The organism is Kitasatospora sp. NPDC015120 (genome assembly GCF_043080305.1).
Classification (GTDB): domain Bacteria; phylum Actinomycetota; class Actinomycetes; order Streptomycetales; family Streptomycetaceae; genus Kitasatospora.
Window position 1 is genome coordinate 451,571 of record NZ_JBIBVJ010000002.1, and the last position, 17,304, is coordinate 468,874.

The 17,304-nt window shown below is 75.3% G+C and carries 13 protein-coding genes, 1 tRNA gene and 1 riboswitch; of the genes, 6 read left to right on the forward strand and 8 right to left on the reverse strand.

Annotation, left to right across the window (positions count from 1 at the left end; genetic code table 11):
- Positions 1–23 precede the first annotated feature (23 nt).
- From ACF1AK_RS06810 to ACF1AK_RS06840, 7 genes are all read right to left on the reverse strand, one after another.
- Positions 24–785: a pyridoxal 5'-phosphate synthase gene (locus ACF1AK_RS06810; protein WP_391497680.1), complete on the reverse strand. Its 762-nt coding sequence runs from the start codon at positions 783–785 to the stop codon at positions 24–26.
- Positions 786–1,125: 340 nt separating this feature from the next.
- Positions 1,126–1,434, reverse strand: a complete 309-nt coding sequence (locus ACF1AK_RS06815) for a hypothetical protein (RefSeq protein WP_391497681.1) — start codon at positions 1,432–1,434, stop codon at positions 1,126–1,128.
- Positions 1,435–1,958: 524 nt separating this feature from the next.
- The gene (locus tag ACF1AK_RS06820) at positions 1,959–3,323 is read right to left on the reverse strand and encodes an FAD-binding oxidoreductase (protein ID WP_391497682.1); all 1,365 of its coding nucleotides are present in this window, start codon (positions 3,321–3,323) and stop codon (positions 1,959–1,961) included.
- A 175-nt stretch (positions 3,324–3,498) separates the two neighbouring features.
- The gene (locus ACF1AK_RS06825; protein ID WP_391497683.1) at positions 3,499–4,329 is read right to left on the reverse strand and encodes a MerR family transcriptional regulator; all 831 of its coding nucleotides are present in this window, start codon (positions 4,327–4,329) and stop codon (positions 3,499–3,501) included.
- Positions 4,330–4,412: 83 nt separating this feature from the next.
- Positions 4,413–5,522, reverse strand: a complete 1,110-nt coding sequence (locus tag ACF1AK_RS06830) for a peptidoglycan-binding protein (protein WP_391497684.1) — start codon at positions 5,520–5,522, stop codon at positions 4,413–4,415.
- 184 nt (positions 5,523–5,706) lie between these two features.
- Positions 5,707–5,794 (reverse strand) — tRNA-Ser (locus ACF1AK_RS06835).
- Positions 5,795–5,859: 65 nt separating this feature from the next.
- On the reverse strand, positions 5,860–7,587 hold the full coding sequence (locus tag ACF1AK_RS06840; RefSeq protein ID WP_391497685.1) for a trypsin-like peptidase domain-containing protein: 1,728 nt from the start codon (positions 7,585–7,587) through the stop codon (positions 5,860–5,862).
- Between the two features lie 186 nt (positions 7,588–7,773).
- Positions 7,774–7,915: riboswitch (TPP riboswitch) on the forward strand.
- On the opposite strand from ACF1AK_RS06840, the gene ACF1AK_RS06845 reads away from it, so the two are divergent.
- The 4 genes from ACF1AK_RS06845 (at position 7,913) to ACF1AK_RS06860 (ending at position 12,402) form a co-directional block, all read left to right on the forward strand.
- Positions 7,913–9,364 carry a purine-cytosine permease family protein gene (locus ACF1AK_RS06845; RefSeq protein ID WP_391497686.1) on the forward strand — a complete coding sequence of 484 codons (1,452 nt, stop codon included), beginning with the start codon at positions 7,913–7,915 and terminating at the stop codon, positions 9,362–9,364. Its footprint overlaps the riboswitch before it by 3 nt.
- A 94-nt stretch (positions 9,365–9,458) precedes the next feature.
- Positions 9,459–10,343, forward strand: a complete 885-nt coding sequence (locus tag ACF1AK_RS06850; protein ID WP_391497687.1) for a glycerophosphodiester phosphodiesterase family protein — start codon at positions 9,459–9,461, stop codon at positions 10,341–10,343.
- 268 nt (positions 10,344–10,611) lie between these two features.
- Positions 10,612–11,283: an ATP-binding protein gene (locus ACF1AK_RS06855; RefSeq protein ID WP_391497688.1), complete on the forward strand. Its 672-nt coding sequence runs from the start codon at positions 10,612–10,614 to the stop codon at positions 11,281–11,283.
- Between the two features lie 132 nt (positions 11,284–11,415).
- On the forward strand, positions 11,416–12,402 hold the full coding sequence (locus tag ACF1AK_RS06860; RefSeq protein WP_391497689.1) for a DUF5926 family protein: 987 nt from the start codon (positions 11,416–11,418) through the stop codon (positions 12,400–12,402).
- Between the two features lie 248 nt (positions 12,403–12,650).
- Here ACF1AK_RS06860 and ACF1AK_RS06865 read toward each other — a convergent pair whose 3' ends face one another.
- Positions 12,651–13,307, reverse strand: coding sequence for a bifunctional DNA primase/polymerase (locus ACF1AK_RS06865; RefSeq protein ID WP_391497690.1), 657 nt, complete (start codon positions 13,305–13,307; stop codon positions 12,651–12,653).
- A gap of 733 nt (positions 13,308–14,040) precedes the next feature.
- Here ACF1AK_RS06865 and ACF1AK_RS06870 point away from each other — a divergent pair.
- Both ACF1AK_RS06870 and ACF1AK_RS06875 read left to right on the forward strand, forming a co-directional pair.
- Positions 14,041–15,603 carry a PP2C family protein-serine/threonine phosphatase gene (locus ACF1AK_RS06870; RefSeq protein ID WP_391497691.1) on the forward strand — a complete coding sequence of 521 codons (1,563 nt, stop codon included), beginning with the start codon at positions 14,041–14,043 and terminating at the stop codon, positions 15,601–15,603.
- Between the two features lie 146 nt (positions 15,604–15,749).
- Entirely contained in the window at positions 15,750–17,249 is a 1,500-nt protein-coding gene (locus ACF1AK_RS06875; protein ID WP_391497692.1) for an aminopeptidase P family protein, read from the forward strand.
- Positions 17,250–17,304: the final 55 nt, after the last annotated feature.

The following is a 17,304-nucleotide window of genomic DNA, read 5'->3' on the forward strand; positions in this document are numbered from 1 at the left end:
CGGTGATGCGCGCCCCCGTCGGGTCACGGCCAGAGCAGGGTGCGCGACCACTCCGGGGTGCGGACCGGACCGGTCCGGGTGTAGCGCAGCCGGACGTGGTGGCGTTCCGCGTCGCCCTGCCAGAACTCCACCTCGTTGGCCCAGAGCGTGTAGACGGCGTGCCCGGCGGCGACCGCGTCCGGGGTGGCCTCCAGCCGGCGGCGGGCCACCGCCACCGCCTCCTCGTACTCGGCGGGCGAGGCCAGCGGCTCGCTCTGCCGCCCGACCAGCGCGCCGATCCGGGCGGCCGGGGAGCGGGTGGCGAACTCGGCCGCCGCCACCTGGTCGGCGGCCCGCTCGACGGTGCCGCGCACCCGCACCTGGCGGCCGAGCTGCGGCCAGTAGACGGTGAGCGCGGCGGCCGGGTGGTCGGCGAGCTGACGGCCCTTGGGGCTGTCCGCGGCGGTCGAGAACACCCAGCCGGTGCCGGCGGCGTCCACGTCGCGCAGCACCAGCACCCGGGCGTCCGGCGTGCCGTCGGCGTCGACCGTGGAGAGGGTGAACACCTGGGGATCCAGCACCCCCGCCTGCAGGGCGGTGGCGAGCCAGTCCACGAAGAGCGGGCCGGGCTCGGCCGGGGCCGCCCCGGTGTCGAAGGTCGGCAACGGGCGGGCCATCGGCGGACGGCCGAGCATCAGCTCGGGCACGGACCGGGGCGCGGCCGCGGCCGGCTCCCCGCCGGGCCCGGGGCCCGGTGCGGGCCTGGTCTCGCCGGGGCCGGTCAGGCCCTCCTCCTCCGCTGCCATCGCGCCCTTCCTTCCGGTTGCCGCGGCCGCAGCCCCGCGGCGGGCCGGGCGCCGCTGGGCGGGCCGGGCGCGGGGGTGCGCTGTCGGAGCGCAACCGTACCGCCGTACGGTGACGGCGCCGGGCGCGGGCCCTGGACTGGACCTCCTCCGGCCCCGGACGCGCCCGTGGGCGGCACCGACGTGCGGTGCCGCCCACGGGGCCGGTGCGCGGTGACCCTTTCCGCTGCCCGGTTGCGTGATGCGCGGTGCGATCCGTTCGGTCTCGCGGTCCTCCGGTCTTCCGGCCTGCCCCGGCGGCCCTCCGACGGCGCCCCCGCCGTCGACGGCCCCCGGGCCGTGCTCAGGAGAAGACCGGCGCGAGGACGATGGTGTCGTTCTTGTTGAACTGGCCGGCCTGGACGGTGCCCGCGTTGTCCTTCACCCCGAGGGTGTCGGCCTGGTTCGAGGCACCGGCGCCGGTGGCCGTCTGCTGGGTGGAGAGGTGGTTGCCGTCGACCGACCCGAAGACGTTGCCCGTGCCGGCGTTCGACACGAGCGTGCCGTCGTCTTCGGCGGCGGCGGCCGAGCCGGCACCGGCGATCAGCAGGCCGGCCGCGAGCGGGGCCGCCAGCAGTAGGCCGGCCGCCCCGCGGGTTCGGATGCGAGCCATCAGAGCCTCCAAGAAGCGCCTCCAAGAAACGGTAATCGTGCAAGATGTGCGGGAGTTCGCCGACCAAACGAACACCCGCGGTCTGCGACGTCGGGAGACAGACTTCCGCAACAAATCGACAAAGCACCACCTCCCGGCGGCCTTTTCGCCCTTTAGCGTGATATCCGGCGGCCCGGCGCATAACCGTCCACGACCCGGAGAGCGGGACCGTCGCACCCCCTCCCACCTGCGGCGCAAGGGGGTCGACCGGTCACGGACCGGTGCGCCCGGAGCGGCGTGGAGAAATCACCCGGACAACCCGGCGCACCACCACGGCGTGCGCCGAGGCCGAACACGCCCCCTTTCGGTGCGGTCACCCTCCCGTGCCGGGCGTTCCCCTCATTCTGTGACGGTCCGAAAATCAGCAGAGCGCCACACCGGGCGCCGCTCCGGCTTCTCCGACCCCCTCCGGCCCCTCCCGCCCCTCCTCCCGCCCCTCCTCCCGCCCCTCCTTCGGCCTCTCCGGCCTCTCCGGCCCGGACGGGTCAGAGCGCCTTCCCGGGATTGAGGATGCCGAGCGGGTCGAAGACCGCCTTCAGCTGCCGCTGCAGGTCCATCGCCACCGGCCCGAGCTCCCGCGCCAGCCACTCCCGCTTGAGCAGCCCCACCCCGTGCTCACCGGTGATCGTGCCGCCCAGCTCCAGCCCCAGCGCCATGATCTCGTCGAAGGAGCGCTGTGCCCGCGCGGACTGCTCGGCGTCCGCCGCGTCGAAGACGACGATCGGGTGGGTGTTGCCGTCGCCCGCGTGGCTCACCACCCCGATGGTCAGCGCGTGCCGCTCGGCGATCGCCGCGACGCCGTCCAGCATCTCGGCCAGCCGCGAGCGCGGCACCGCCACGTCGTCGATCATCGTGGTGCCCAGCCGCTCCATCGCGGGCAGCGCCAGCCGGCGCGCCTCCAGCAGCAGCTCGGACTCGGCCCGGGTCTCGGCGGGCACCACCTCCGTGGCCCCGGCCGCCCGGCACAGCTCCCCGACCGCGGCCAGCTCGGCCACCCGGTCCGGACCGTCGAAGGCGACCAGCAGCAGCGCCCGGGTGGACTCCGGCAGCCCCATCCGCCCCAGCGCGTTGACCGCGCGCACGCTCACCGCGTCCATCAGCTCCATCAGCGAGGGCGTGAAGCCGCGCGCCATCACCTCGCAGACCGCCGCGCCCGCCGCTCCCGCGCCCGGGAACTCCGCCGCCAGCGCCAGCTGCGGCGCGGGGGCCGGCCGCAGCGCCACCACCGCGCGGACCACCACGCCGAGGGTGCCCTCGGAGCCCACCAGCAGCCGGGTCAGGTCGTAGCCGGCGACGCCCTTGGCCGTCCGGCGGCCGGTGGACAGCAGCCGCCCGTCGGCCAGCACCACGTCGAGGCCGAGCACGTACTCGCTCGTCACCCCGTACTTGACGCAGCACAGCCCGCCCGCGCCGGTGCCGATGTTGCCGCCGATCGTGCAGGACTCCCAGCTCGACGGGTCGGGCGGGTAGGAGAGCCCGGCGGCGGCCGCGGCCCGGGACAGCTCGGCGTTGACCACGCCCGGCTCGACCACCGCGATCCGGTTCACCGGGTCGAGCTCCAGGATCCGGTTCATCCTCACCATCGACAGCACGATGCAGCCGTCGACGGCGTTGGCCGCGCCGGACAGTCCGGTCCGGGCGCCCTGCGGGACCACCGGCACGCGCAGCTCGCAGGCGGTCCGCAGGACGTGCTGCACCTGCTCGACCGTCTCCGGGAAGACCACCACCGCGGGCGTGCCGGCCGGGCAGAAGCCCGCCATGTCGTGCCGGTAGGCGGCCGTCACGTCCGGGTCCACCGCCAGGGCGCCGGGCGGGAGGCCCTGTGCCAGCCGGTCCGTCAGGTCACTCATCGCCGCCTCCGCTCGCACCGCCCGGGCGCGGGTCCGACCGACGCCGCCCGGCTCTCGCACTCTGCCCGCCGCCCGCCCGCCCGGCAAGTACGCCTGGCCCCGCGCGGCCCGGGCGAGGCGTCGCGGGGGTCCCGGCGGCGCCGGGGCCCCGCACTGCTCCGGGCAGCCCGTGCGGTTACGCCCGCGCCACCGGCTCCTGGAGTTCCGTCACCCAGTCCGCCGGCTCCTGCGGGCAGGCCAGGTACACCTCCCGGGCGTAGCCCGTCGAGCGGTAGCCGTTCTCCTCGATGAACCGCGCCAGCGCCTGGACCGCACCCAGCGAGCCGTCCATCGGGCCGCGGTGCACCACGGTCGCCGCCTCCTCGACGGCCGGCAGGTCGACCACCACGAAGCCGCGCTCCCCGGCCGGGCCGGCCGCGGCGGAGACCGGCACCGCGACCCGGACCAGCACCGAGCCGTCCCCGTCCCCGGTGTCCTCGTACCGGGCGACGGACGGCCCGGTGTGCGCGAGGCCGGCCGCCGCCAGCCGGCCGCAGAGCTCCTCGAACAGCGGGCCGATCACCGGCCCGATGTCCTGCGGCTCGTAGCTCGCCGCGACCCCCGTCAGCTCGGCCGCCCGCACCGGCGGCACCCGCTTCACCACGACGTCCTGGGTGGACATGGTCCCCTCGCTCTCGATCGTCCGGAGCCTCGCCTCGACCCGGGCCAGCCGTTCGGCGTCCGCCGCCATCGCCGCGGCGAGCTCGGCCCGCCGCAGCCGCAGCATCCCGCGCAGCTCGGCCGTGTCCACCTCCTCGTCCAGGACGGCCCGCACCTGGTGCAGCGTGAAGCCGAGCTCCTTGAGGGCGATGACCCGGTTGAGCCGGGCCAGCTGGGCCGCCTCGTAGCAGCGGTAGCCGCTGACCGGGTCGACCCGGGCCGGCCGGAGCAGCCCGATGGCGTCGTAGTGGCGCAGCATGCGGACCGACACCCGGCCGTGTTTGGCGAAGTCCCCGATGTTCAACATGGTCCCTCCAGTGCAGACCCTCACACGGTGTCACGGTCAAGCACCGGGGCCGACGCCCGTCCCTCCGCTCCCGGAGGGCCCGCTCAGTCCGTCACGTCGAACCCCCTGCGCCGCCCCAGCACCTGGAGGCTGCGCTGGCCGGGGATGCCGTTGGCGTCCTCGCCCGAGTAGCCGAGGCTGCGCTGGAAGGCGGCGTAGGCCTGCACGGTGCGGGTGCCGAGCGAGCCGTCCACCCAGCGCTGCTCCAGGAACCCCTCGTCCGCCAGGGCCTGTTCGACGATCCGCACCTCGCCGCCGTACGTCTGGTGGCCCTGCTCGGCCCCCGGGTCGGTGCGCGCCGCCGCGACCACGTGGGCGAGCGAGACCCGCTGCGGCGAGGGCAGCCGGCCCAGCAGCCGGCGCAGCGACCCCTCGCCCGGCACTCCGTCGGCGTCCGTTCCCGAGTACCCCAGACTGTGCTGGAAGTCCTGGTAGTTGAGGGTGTCGGCGTCCCGCCAGTCCTGGTCGGGACCGGACTGGTAGTGCCGGCCGAAGCCCTGCTGGACGAGCGCCCGGCCCACCTCCTCGACCTGCGGCCCGTGCGCGCCGTAGCCGTACTCCAGCCCGTTGATGGTCACCCGGTACCGGGCGGGACCGGACCCGCCGCCCGGCGGGGGCAGCGGGGCGCCGCCGGCCACCGCGACGATGCCGGGCATCACCACCTCGCGGAACTGCCGGGCGCGGGCGTTGCCCGGGCAGGCCGTCCCGCCGTCCGACCACTCGGGGAACATCCGGTGCACGCCGAAGCCCGGTGCGTCCCACTCCGGGCAGATCCGCAGCGGGATGCCGTGCCGCCGGTGCAGCCACACCCCGAGCGTGACGAGCGCGTCGACCTGGGGATCCGTCCAGGGATCGGTGCTCTGGTCGTCGCTGGCCGACTCCACACTCACCGCGCCGGTGCCGTCGGCCCGGCGGTTGGCCCGCATGTTGGCGTCGGCCCGGGTCTCGGTCCCGATGAACTGCCCCACGCTGCCGTCGTAACCGACCCCGAAGTGCGACTCCAGGTTGGTGGAGTCCCGCCAGTACTCGTACATCCGCCGCGGCGTCCACGGCGCCGCCACACTGTGGAAGATCACCTGCGTCGGCGTGATCGCCGGCTGCTCGTCCGACTCGGGTTGGAGCTCCATCTTCTCCGCACCGGGGTACCAGGCCATCCGTCTCTCCTTGCCGGGCCCAGGGCAGTTCGCCCCCTACGCCCCGGTGAACGGACCCCGCACCCCCGCACGAGGACGCCCCACCCCCAAACCCCCCGTTCAGGTGAACCCGGCAGAACGCACGAAGGCGGGTGCCGACCTCGGGTCGGCACCCGCCTTGAGCAGGTGGTTCTTCTCCTACCGGCGGAGAGCGTGGGATTCGAACCCACGGTACGGGGTCACCGCACGACAGTTTTCAAGACTGTTCCCTTAGGCCGCTCGGGCAGCTCTCCAGGCGGAGGTCAGCCTAACGGGTCCGGCGGGGTTCGGTGCACAGGGTTTCCCGGGCGGGCCGGGGTCAGTTGTCCCCGACGCGGGTGCCGAGGGTGACCTTGGTGGTGGCGGTCTGGCCGTTGCGGGTGTACTCGACGTCGACGGTCTCGCCGGGCTTGTGCGTCCAGATCTTGCTGACCAGGGCGGGGCCGTTCTCGATCGGGCTGCCGCCGAGCTTGGTGATGACGTCGCCGGGCTTGAGGCCCGCCTGGTCGGCGGCGCCGCCGGGGGTGACGGCCGGCTGGCCCTGGACGTCGCGGGTCTGGATCTGCGCGCCGTCGCCCTTGTAGTCGTCGTTGCGCAGGACGTCGAGCTTGGCGTAGACCGGCTTGCCGGTCTTGATCAGGGTGTCGGCCACCCACTTGGCCTGGTTGATCGGGATCGCGAAGCCCAGGCCGATGGAGCCGGCCCGGCCGTTGCTGGAGGTGTTGGACTGGATCGCCGAGTTGATGCCGATCACGCCGCCGCCGGAGTCCAGCAGCGGGCCGCCCGAGTTGCCGGGGTTGATCGAGGCGTCGGTCTGCAGCGCGTTCATGTAGGAGGCCTGCGCGCCGGTCTCGTCGCCGGAGGCGACCGGGCGGTCCTTGGCGCTGATGATGCCGGTGGTGACGGTGGACTCCAGGCCGTACGGGGCACCGATGGCGATGGTGGAGTCGCCGACGTTGACCTTGTCGGAGTCGGCCAGCGGAAGCGGCGTCAGCTTGTCCTTGGGCGGGCTGTCGAGCTTGATGACGGCCACGTCATAGCCCTCGGCGCGGCCGAGCACGGAGGCGTTGTAGGAGGAGCCGTCGGCGAACTTGACGGTCAGTTTGCCGCCCGCGGAGGCCGGGGCGACCACGTGGTTGTTGGTGAGGATGTGGCCCTCCGTGTCGAAGACGAAGCCGGTGCCGGTGCCGGACTCGCCGTTGCCCTGGGCCTTGATGGTGACGACGCTGGGCAGCGCCTTCTGGGCGATGCCGGCGACCGAGCCCGGGGCGGGCTCGTTCTTCTGGGTGTTGTTGGCCTGGACCGTGGTGGAGCTGCGGTCGTTCCTGGCGCTGACGGTGGAACCGTCGCGGTCCGCGACGGCCACGCCGACCGCGCCGCCGGCCACGCCGGCCACCAGGGCGACGGCCGCGACCAGGGCGATCAGGCCGCCGCGCTTCTTGCGCGGGCCGCCGGGGGCGGGCGCGCCGGGGTACTCGCCCGGGTAGCCGAGCGGGCCGCCGGGACCGCCGGGCGCACCGGGCGCGCCCGGGGTGACGTCGTGCGGGGCGCCCCAGCCGCCGAGCGGCTGGCCGGCGCCGAACGGGTGGTGGTGCCGGCCGGTCGCGTCCTGGCCCTGCGGGGCGCCCGGGGCGGCGTACGGGTCGTGCGCGGCGAGCGCCGGGGGCACCGGGGTGCCCGGGGCCGGGGTGGCGTACGGGTTGCCGCCGTACGGGGCGGCGGCCGGCGCGGCCGGGGCCGCGGGCGCGGCGGGCGGCAGGACCGGCGGCGGGGCGTCGAGGTAGCCGGCGTCGGCGGCCGGGGCGGGCTCGGGGGCGCCGGCCGGCTCCGGGGCGGACAGCTTGCCGAACGCCAGCGTGGGCGTGAACCCGCCGGAGCCCCCCTCGGCCGGCTGGGACGGCTGGTCGGCCGCGGGCGTCGTTGCGGGGGCGGGACCGGCCGCAGGCTGCTGCGCCGGACCGTCAGAAGCGGAACCCACCGGCCCCTGGCCGACGGAGGGCTGCTCCCCCTGCGGCCCGGTGGACCCAACCTCGCGCTCGGTGCTCACGGACGACCTCCATAGCTGACAGGACCAACAACCATAGTTTTTCGCACACCCGATTCGATTGCCGTAAGGACCCTTCTGAAGAACTCATAAGAATCCTTAGCCGGTCCCGACGGCCCGCGCAGCGCCGCACCCGAACCCGCCGGCCTTGGCGTTCTCCCCCGCGCCGACTAGCCTGTCGCTCCGAACTGACACGCGGGAGCTTGGACCCACACCAGGCTGAGAGTGCGCCGGTCGACCGTACGCCACGGACCCCGTGGACGGCCGTCGAGGGGGCGCAGACCGCCGGAACCTGTCCGGGTAATGCCGGCGTAGGGAGACATCGGCCATGCCGCCTGCTTCGCCATCCTCGTCCTCGGGCGCGCCCTCGTCGCCGGGCGTCCCCTCCTCGCAGGACGCCGCGGGCACCGCCCCCGGTTCCGCCGCCGCGGCGGCCACCGCCGTCCTGGAGCCCCCGGCCCGGGCCGAGGCGCCGCTGGTGCTGGACACCGAACCGCCCCGCACCCTGGGCTTCCGCGACCACTTCGCGCTCTGGATGAACCTCGGCGTCTCGCTGATCGGCTTCACCACCGCCGCGACCGTGCTCGGTGCCAAGGGCAGCGAGCTGTCGCTGGCCGCCGCCGTCACCGCGATCGTGGCCGGCACCGTGGTCGGCACCGCGATGCTCGGCGTGGCCGCGCTGATCGGCGCCCGCACCGGCGCGCCGGCCATGGCGAACCTGCGCGGCCTGTTCGGCACCCGGCTGTCCTACGTGCCGACGGTGCTCAACATCGTCCAGTGCATCGGCTGGGGCGTCTACGAGCTGCTGACGATCGCGCTCGGCGCCCAGACCGTCACCGGTGCCGAGGGCTACCGCTGGGCCTTCGTCGTGCTGGCCGGCGCGCTGACCACCGCGCTGACCATCTGGCCGCTCGGCGCGATCGCGGTGCTGCGCCGCTTCGTCGCGGCCGCGGTGGCCGTCGCGATGGTGTACTTCACCGTCCAGCTCGGCCGCAACGGCGTCCCGGACCCGGGCGCGGGCAACTGGCACGGCTTCCTGCCGGCGACGGACGCGATGATCGCGGTGTCGATCTCCTTCGTGCCGCTCGCCGCCGACTACACCCGGCACTCGCGCACCCCGCGCTCGGCGTTCTGGGGCAGCTTCTCCGGCTACACGGTGGCGCAGGTCTGGTGCTACGTGCTCGGGCTGATGGCGCTGCTGCAGGCGGACGGGGACCCGGAGCGGATCTTCGACTCCTTCCTGGGCGTCTGGGCCGGCTGGCTGTTCCTGCTGGTGCTGGTGCTGCGCGAGACCGACCAGTCCTTCGCCAACGTGTACTCGACCGCGATGTCGGTCCACAACCTGCTGCCGAAGGCCGACCGCCGGGTGCTGACCGGCGGCACCGGCGTGCTGATCACCGTGCTCGCGCTGCAGATCACCGAGTTCACCGACTCCTACTACGCCTTCCTGGGGCTGATCGGCTCGGTCTTCGTCCCGATGTTCGCGGTGCTGGCGGTGGACTACTTCCTCGGCGCCGGGCGGCGCGGCTGGGACCTCTCCGCCGACGCGCCGTCCCGCTGGCTGATGCTGCTGCCGTGGGCGCTGGGCTTCGCCACGTACCAGCTGATCGCGCCGACCGCGGTGGCCGGCTGGTGGACGGACCTCTGGACCTCCGCGCAGGAGGCGCTGCACTTCACGCCGCAGGAGTGGACCTCGGCCTCGCTGTTCGGCTTCCTGGTGCCGGCCCTGGCCACCTGGGCGCTCACCCCGCTCACCCGGGGCCGGGACGCCGCGCGCTGACGCCCGCCGGGCCACCGGCACGGAGGCGAAGACGGCCCCCCGGGTTGGGGCCGTCTTCGCCTCCTCGTCATGTCCGCGGCCTATCGTGGAGGGCGTGACCAGCCCCGATGTCTCGCCCACGACGACCCGCACCGCCCCGCCCGTCCAGGTGATCGCCCACCGCGGTTCCTCGTTCGCCCTGCCCGAGCACACCCTCGTCGCCTACCGCCGGGCGCTCGGCGAGGGGGCGGACGCCCTGGAGTGCGACGTGCGGGTGACCGCCGACGGACACCTGGTCTGCGTGCACGACCGGCGGATCGGACGGGTCTCGGACGGCCGGGGCACGGTCTCCGCGATGACGCTGGCGGAGCTGGAGGCGCACGACTTCGGCGCCTGGAAGACCGGCCGGCCGAGCGAGGACCCGGAGCTGCGCGGGGTGCTGCGGCTGGAGAGCCTGCTGGAGCTGGTCGTGGACTGCGGGCGCCCGGTGGACCTCGCGATCGAGACCAAGCACCCGGTGCGGTTCCGCGGCCGGGTGGAGTCCGAGCTGCTGCGGATGCTGGACCGGTTCGGGATCGGCGGCGCGCACGGCGGCGCGGCGGGCGGCGGAACGGAACGCGGCGGCGCGCACGGCGGCGGGACGGCCGCCCGGGAGCACGGCGTCAACGCCCGGATCATGAGCTTCTCCTCCGTCGCGCTGGCCCGGGTGGCGGCGGCCGCGCCGCAGTACCCGCGGGTGTTCCTGTTCGAGCGCGGCCTGGTGCTGCGCGGGCGGCTGCGCCCGGGCGCGCCGCTGCCGGGCGGGGCGCGGATCGCGGGGCCGGGCATCGAGCTGGTGCGGGCCAGGCCGGGGCTGGTGACCAGGCTGCGCGAGCTGGGCCACCAGGTGCACGTGTGGACCGTCGACGAGCCGGCCGACGTCGAGCTCTGCCTGGAGCTCGGGGTGTCGGCGATCATCACCAACCGCCCGGCGGAGGTGCTGGCCCAGCTCGGCCGCTGACCCGGGCCGACCCGGCGCACGGGGCCGGTACGTGGTGAACCGTTCAACCACCGCCGGCCGTTGATCGTCTTGGTAGGGACTCAAACCTTTCGGCGACGATTTCTGCCGCAATTCATACAGTTTCACGACGGAGGGTGAGCACCGAATCACCTGTCGCGCACCGACGGTGGACGGGCCGGAAATGTCCGCGCGGGATCGCCGCGCGGTCGTTTCCGACGTATTGCCAAGGGGCATCCATCCCTCGGCATACGCTGAAGGAGGTCCGGGGGTGGCGTTGATGGTGGCGCGTGAAGTGCCGACTTCATCGACCATGGCAGTGCCGCACGGCCCAGCGAGTGTCGGGGTCGCGCGGCGCCGACTGCGTCGAGATCTGGGAGACCGCGAGATACCGGAACCGGTCATTGATGATGCCGTTCTGATCCTTTCCGAACTATTGAGCAACGCCTGTCGTTACGCCCGGCCACTCGGGCCGATGCCCGCGCTCGGCCGGGGCGCCCGCGCCGGGGCCGTCCAGCCGCTGCTGGTCGGCGGACCGTCGCAGAGCGGCCGGACGGGCGGGCCGCCCGCCGCACCGGGCGACGCCGGCGAGGACGCCGGCGGTGTCCTGGTCCGCTGGCAGATGCACGCCGACGGCGTGCTCACCCTGGAGGTCACCGACGGCGGGGCGCAGACCCGGCCGTCACCGTCCAGCCCCTCGCTGACCTCGCACGGCGGCCGCGGGCTGAGCATCGTGGACCAGCTGGCCAGCGACTGGGGCGTGCGCGACGCCCCCGGCGAGGTGACCGTCTGGGCGGCCCTGCCGGCCCGGGCCCGGCACGCCCGGCGCACCGGCGGCGGACACCGCGACGGCGGGCACCCCGGCGGCGGGCACCACGAGGGCGGGCACCCCGGCCACGGCGGCGGGCACCACGGCCATGACGGCGGGCACGCCGGGGTCTGAGCGGCCGGAGGGCGCGGCGCCCGGGCAGCGGGCACGGCGGGCCCGTCCGCGCCCCGGCGCACGCCCACGCGCCCGGGGAACGTCAGTAGGCTGACGGGAGCACCACACCACCGTTCCCGGGAGAGCCGCACCATGGGCAAGAAGGCCGCCAAGAAGGCGCCGCAGCGCAGCCAGTCCACCCCCGCCGCCACGGGCGAGATCCCCGTGGTCGGGGCCCGTGAGAACTGCCCCTGCGGCTCGGGCCGCCGCTACAAGGCCTGCCACGGCCGCGAGGCCTCGCACGCCGTCCAGGAGCTGGTGCACCGCCCGTTCGAGGGCCTGCCGGGCGAGGCGGACTGGGTCGCGCTGCGCGAGCTGGTGCCCGCCGCGACCGTGCCGCTGACGCTGGCCGCCGGGGTGGCCGGGACCGCCGAGGGCGAGGTGCCGTCGGTCACCCTGGCCACCGTGCTGCCGCTGGCGTGGCCCGCGCTGCGGCGCCAGGACGGCTCGATCCTGCTCGGCCTGCAGACCCAGTCGTCCTCCGGCGACCTGAGCCGCGACCTCGCGGACGCCCTGGAGCTGGCGCTGGCCACCGCCCCGGGCACCCCGGTGCCGGCCCGCCGGACCGTGCCGGGCGGCCGCCGTCTGCAGGACCTGCTGGACGGCACCGCCGCCTTCGAGCCGACCGTGCACACCGGCTTCGAGTTCTGGCTGGAGGACGCCGAGACCGCCACCGGCGAGGTGGCCGCCTCGCTGGAGCGCGCCAACGCCTCGGCGATCCCCACCGAGAAGCTCGCCGGCGTCGACTCCGCCTACTGGTGCGGCACCCCGGACAAGAACCACCTGCGCTGGGTGATGACGGTGCCGGAGGAGGAGCTGCTGGACGCGCTGGCCCGGCTGACCGCCGCCGAGGAGTCCTCGCTCGGCCCGGACACCCGTCTGGTGGGCTCGTTCCGGGCGCACGGCCTGACCGTTCCGGTCTGGGACCTGCCGCTCGCGATGACCGCGGCCGACTGCGAGAAGCCGGCCGCGGAGTTCGCCGAGCGGCTCGCCGCGACGCTCGCCGACCCGGCCCCGCTCACCGCCGACGAGCGGCGGGCCCGCGCCAACCTGGTGAACCGTCAGGTCACCCTGAACTAAAGGCGGGACGGAACGCCGGGGCGCGCCCGGCGGATCGGCGTGATACGCGTCACATTGGCGCCCGCAACCCGCAATTTCCGGGCTGCGAGGGCGTCTTGGAAATTGGCGCGGGCGCGGATCCTTGTTACTGTCTAAAGAGTCCGGTCGCTGGTGCATCCCCCGTCGCCAGCGGCCGGATCTTTTGTTTTCCGAACGCCCCACGCCGGGGCCGGTCGGCCGTGCCCGATCAGTACGCGGACGACGGATCGTCAGTACGCCGAGCGGCCGCTGTCCAGCTGGACCGCCGCCGCCACCAACTCGCCCAGCAGCGGCTCGACCTGCGGCAGCCAGACGCCGCCGTCGGCCCCCTGGCGGGGCGGCAGCACCCAGCGCACCCGGTCGCCGTCCCCGCCGCCGGGCGGCAGCGGCAGGAAGCCGCCGCTCCCGTGGTAGCGCAACGATCCGGGCACCCAGGGGAGTTGGACGAGCACCTCGCCGAGCGCGTCGAGCGACCAGGGGGCGACCAGCATCGCGTACCGGTCGGGCATCGCCAGGACCGGCCCGAGCCGCAGCCGCAGGGCGGCCAGGTAGGCGAGCGCGCGGGCGCCGGCCGCCGCGGGGAGGCTGACCGCGCAGACCGTGCGGCCGGTCGCGGTCAGCACCGGGGCGTCCGGGCAGCGCCGCTCCCACCACCAGCGCACCATCCGGGCGTCGGTGGTGGCCGCGAGCAGCGGCGGGTCGTGCGGGTGGGCGCCCGGCACCGGGCAGTCCGGGTCACCGCAGGAGCAGTGTCCGCCGGTGAGCAGGACGGCCCCGGGGACGACGGGCCAGCGGTAGCCGGTGGCCGCCGTCAGGGCGCCGGCCAGCCGGGCCGCCCTGGCCGCCGGCCGGCTCCTCGGGTCGTCGCGCAGTGGGTTGTCGCGCATTGGCACCCGTTCCTTTCCGTGACCGCTCGGTTGGCTCCGCCCCGCGGCCGCCGGACCGGCCGCCGCCGCGCGTCCGGGGACGCCGGACCGGCCCGCGAAGCCGGACGGAGGGATCCGGCCGGAAGCCGGGTCGGAACGGACCGGGGGCCGGGCCGGAGCCGGGCGGCGGGCGGGGCGGCGGTACGGACGGCGGTGCGGACAACGGCGCGGGCCTGGAGCACGCGGTGGAGCACGATGTGAAAGGGCTGCGGAATAGAACAGCCCTTGGAACGAGAATCCCGTATGCGACCGGATGGACGCCGCCCGGCCGCGGTTGGTTCCACCGTACGAGTGAGTCGCTTCCGGCCGACCCGGCCGGCCGGCGCCAGGGGCATACGATCCGGACGGCCGCCGGAGCCGTCCCCCCGGTTCTGCCCGCTCACCGGCCGCTCCATGCCCGGCGGGCGGAGGCGCCCCGTCCCGCCGGACCGCGGTGCACTCGACCGGCGCGCGCGGAACGGAACGCGCCCCCTGACCGGGCCCGCCCCGGCGCGACGGCGGCCACCAGCCTTGTCATGGCTCTGGACATGCCCCGAATGGCCTGTGTAGAAGTGGTGGCATTGCTGTCGATCAATGACGAGTAGTAGCGAATCGAGGCGAAACGCGCCCTTTTGGCCGTGCTCGCTCCAAACGGCCGTACCTGGGGGTTCCGCATGATCCGCGTGACACGCACCACCGCGTCAGGAGTGGCGGCATGACCGAGTCCCCCCCACCGTCGACGTCCTCCGAGCCCGCCGAACCCGGCGGTGCCAGCGGGCTCTCCGTGCTGGACCCGCCCGGCTTCCACGATCCGGCCGCGTCCGCCGCGCGGCCGGGCGGAGAGCCGGACGCGGAGCGGTCCGGACGGCCGGACGCCCTGACGCCCGGCGAGCTGCCGGGCGCCGGCGAGGGCGCGGACCGTGCCGCGTCCGCCCCCGGCGCGCCCGACGGTGAACGTCCCGACGCCTCCGCCGCCGGAGTGCAGGACCGTTTGGCCGGACGCCTGTCCGATTTCACCAGCCTGCACGAGCACACCGAGCGGCTCGCCCGCGCCCGCGGCCTGTCCGCGACCCTGGACGCCGTGCTCGCCTCCGGCGCCGCGCTGCTCGGCGCCGACCGCGCCCTGCTGGTCACCGCGCTCCCCGGCGGCGGCCCCAGCCAGCCGGTCGGCCTCGGCATGGACCGCGCCAGCCTCGGCTCGCTGGAGACCGTTCCGCCGGACCAGAGCCTGCTCGCCCGGCTGCTGCGCGCGCACGACCGGCCCGCCGAGCTGGCCTCGCACGACCTCGCCGGCGACCCGGCGATCGGCGCCCGGCTGCGCGAGCTCGCCGGCCACCTCGGCATCGGCGGCTGCTACGGGCTGCCGCTCGCCACCGAGGAGGACGGCCCGCTGGCCGCCGTGCTCTGGTTCTACGACGAGCCCGCCGGCCCCACCGGCCGCCAGCGCGAGCTGGCCCGCCGCTACTGCGCGGTGGCCGCCCCGCTGCTGGCCAAGCAGCTCGACGCGGAGAAGGTCCGGCGCACCACCGAGGCGCTGCGCCGCGGTCTGCTGCCCGACCGCCTCCCCCGGCCCGCCGGCCTGCGGCTGGCCGCCCGGCTGGTCGCGGCCGGGCTGGACCGCTCCTGCGGCAGCGACTGGTACGACGCCATCCCGCTGCCGGACGGCACGGTCGGCCTCACCGTCGGCTCCGTCTCCGGCGACGGGCCGGGCGCCGGACCGGGCTCCGCCCCCGGCGCCGCCGCCGCGATGGGCCGGGTGCGGGCCGCGCTGCGGGCGTACGCGGTGCTGGAGGGCGAGGACCCGGTGTCCGTCCTGGGCGACCTCGAACTGCTGCTGAAGACCACCGAGCCGGCCCGCACCGCCACCGCCGTCTACGCCTGGGTGGAGCCGGAGGGCCGCCGGGTCACGCTGGCCGGGGCCGGCCACTGCCCGCCGGTGCTGGTCACCCGCTACGGCGCCGAGTTCGTGGAGACCTCGCTCTCCGCGCCGCTCGGCGTGCTCTCCTGCTGGGAGGCGCCCGGGGTCGAGTTCACCGCCGAGCGCGGCGACACCCTCGTGCTCTACACCGAGGGGCTGGCCCACCGCTTCGGCCCGACCCTGCACGCCGGGCAGGCCAACCTGCGCCGGGCCGCCGCCGACGCCCCGCGCGACGTGCGGACCGACCCCGACCGGCTCTGCGCCCACCTGGTGGCGGCCGCGGCCGAGCAGGACACCACCGGCCGCCGGGACGGTCCGGACACCGACGACCTGGTGCTGCTCGCCGCGCGCTTCGAGTAGCGGGGCCCGCCCGGCCCGTTCGAACGGGCCGGGCGAAGGCCCGAACGGGTGAGCGGCCGGGCGTCCGTACCATGGACGCACGGCCGCCCACCTGTGTCGCGATCCGACGCGCCCCGGGCGGCACCACGCGCAAGGAGGCGACGTACGTGACCGAGGACCGCACCCCCGCGGTGGCCGAGAACCCCGAGGCCGTCGGCGGCGACGAGGAGCCGCAGCAGTTCAAGGGCCGCAAGAACGGCCTCTACTCCGAGGTCTCCGACGAACTGGCCGCCTCGATGAAGTCGGGCTGGGCGGACACCGAGCTGCGCGGCCTGACCCCGGTCCCGCAGGCCCCGTACGCCGCCGAGCGCCGCGCCAAGCTGTCCGCCGCCTTCCCCGGCGAGCGCCTGGTCGTCCCGGCGGGCACCCTCAAGGTCCGGTCCAACGACTGCGACTACGCCTTCCGCGCCGCCAGCGAGTACGTGCACCTCACCGGCGACCAGACCGAGGACGCCGTGCTGGTCGCCGAGCCCGCGGGCCCCGCCGGCCACACCTTCGACCTCTACCTGCTGCCCCGCTCCGACCGCGAGAACGGCGAGTTCTGGCTGGACGGCCACGGCGAGCTGTGGGTCGGCCGCCGGCACAGCCTCACCGAGCAGGAACAGCTGCTGGGGCTGCCGGTGCGCGACGTCCGCAAGGCCGCCGACGAGCTGGCCGCCCGGGCCGCGGACGGCGTGCCGACCCGCATCGTGCGCGGCTACGACGCCGGTCTGGAGGCCGCGCTCGACGGCGCGCTGGACGCCGGCCGGGACGCCGAGCTCAAGGAGTTCCTGAGCGGCCTGCGGCTGGTCAAGGACGCGTGGGAGATCGGCGAGCTGCGCGCCGCCTGCGAGGCCACCGTCAAGGGCTTCACCGACTGCGTGCGCGAGCTCGGCCAGGCCGTCGCCACCTCCGAGCGCTGGATCGAGGGCACCTTCTGGCGCCGCGCCCGGGTCGAGGGCAACGACGTCGGCTACGGCTCGATCTGCGCCGCCGGCCCGCACGCCACCACCCTGCACTGGGTGCGCAACGACGGCGAGGTCCGCCCCGGCGAGCTGCTGCTGCTGGACGCCGGCGTGGAGACCAGCACCCTCTACACCGCCGACGTCACCCGCACCCTGCCGATCAACGGCCGCTTCGACGCGCTCCAGCGGAAGATCTACGACGCCGTCCACGACGCCCAGGAGGCCGGCATCGCGGCCGTGAAGCCCGGCGCCCGGTTCCGCGACTTCCACGACGCCTCGCAGCGGGTGCTCGCCGAACGGCTGCTCGCCTGGGGCCTGCTGGACGCCTCGGTGTACGACGTCGAGAAGGTCCTGGAGCTGGGCCTGCAGCGCCGCTGGACCCTGCACGGCACCGGCCACATGCTCGGCCTGGACGTCCACGACTGCGCCCACTCGCGCACCGAGGAGCACGTCGACGCGCTGCTGGTGCCCGGCATGGTGCTCACCGTCGAGCCGGGCCTGTACTTCCAGCAGGACGACCTGACCGTCCCGGAGGAGTACCGCGGCATCGGCGTCCGGATCGAGGACGACATCCTGGTCACCGCCGACGGCAACGAGAACCTCTCGGCCGGCCTGCCGCGCCGCGCCGAGGACGTCGAGGCGTGGATGGCCTCGCTGGCCTGAGCCGGCGGCCGTCCGAGCCGCCGGCGGTCCGGCCCCCGAGCAGTGGGGGCCGGAC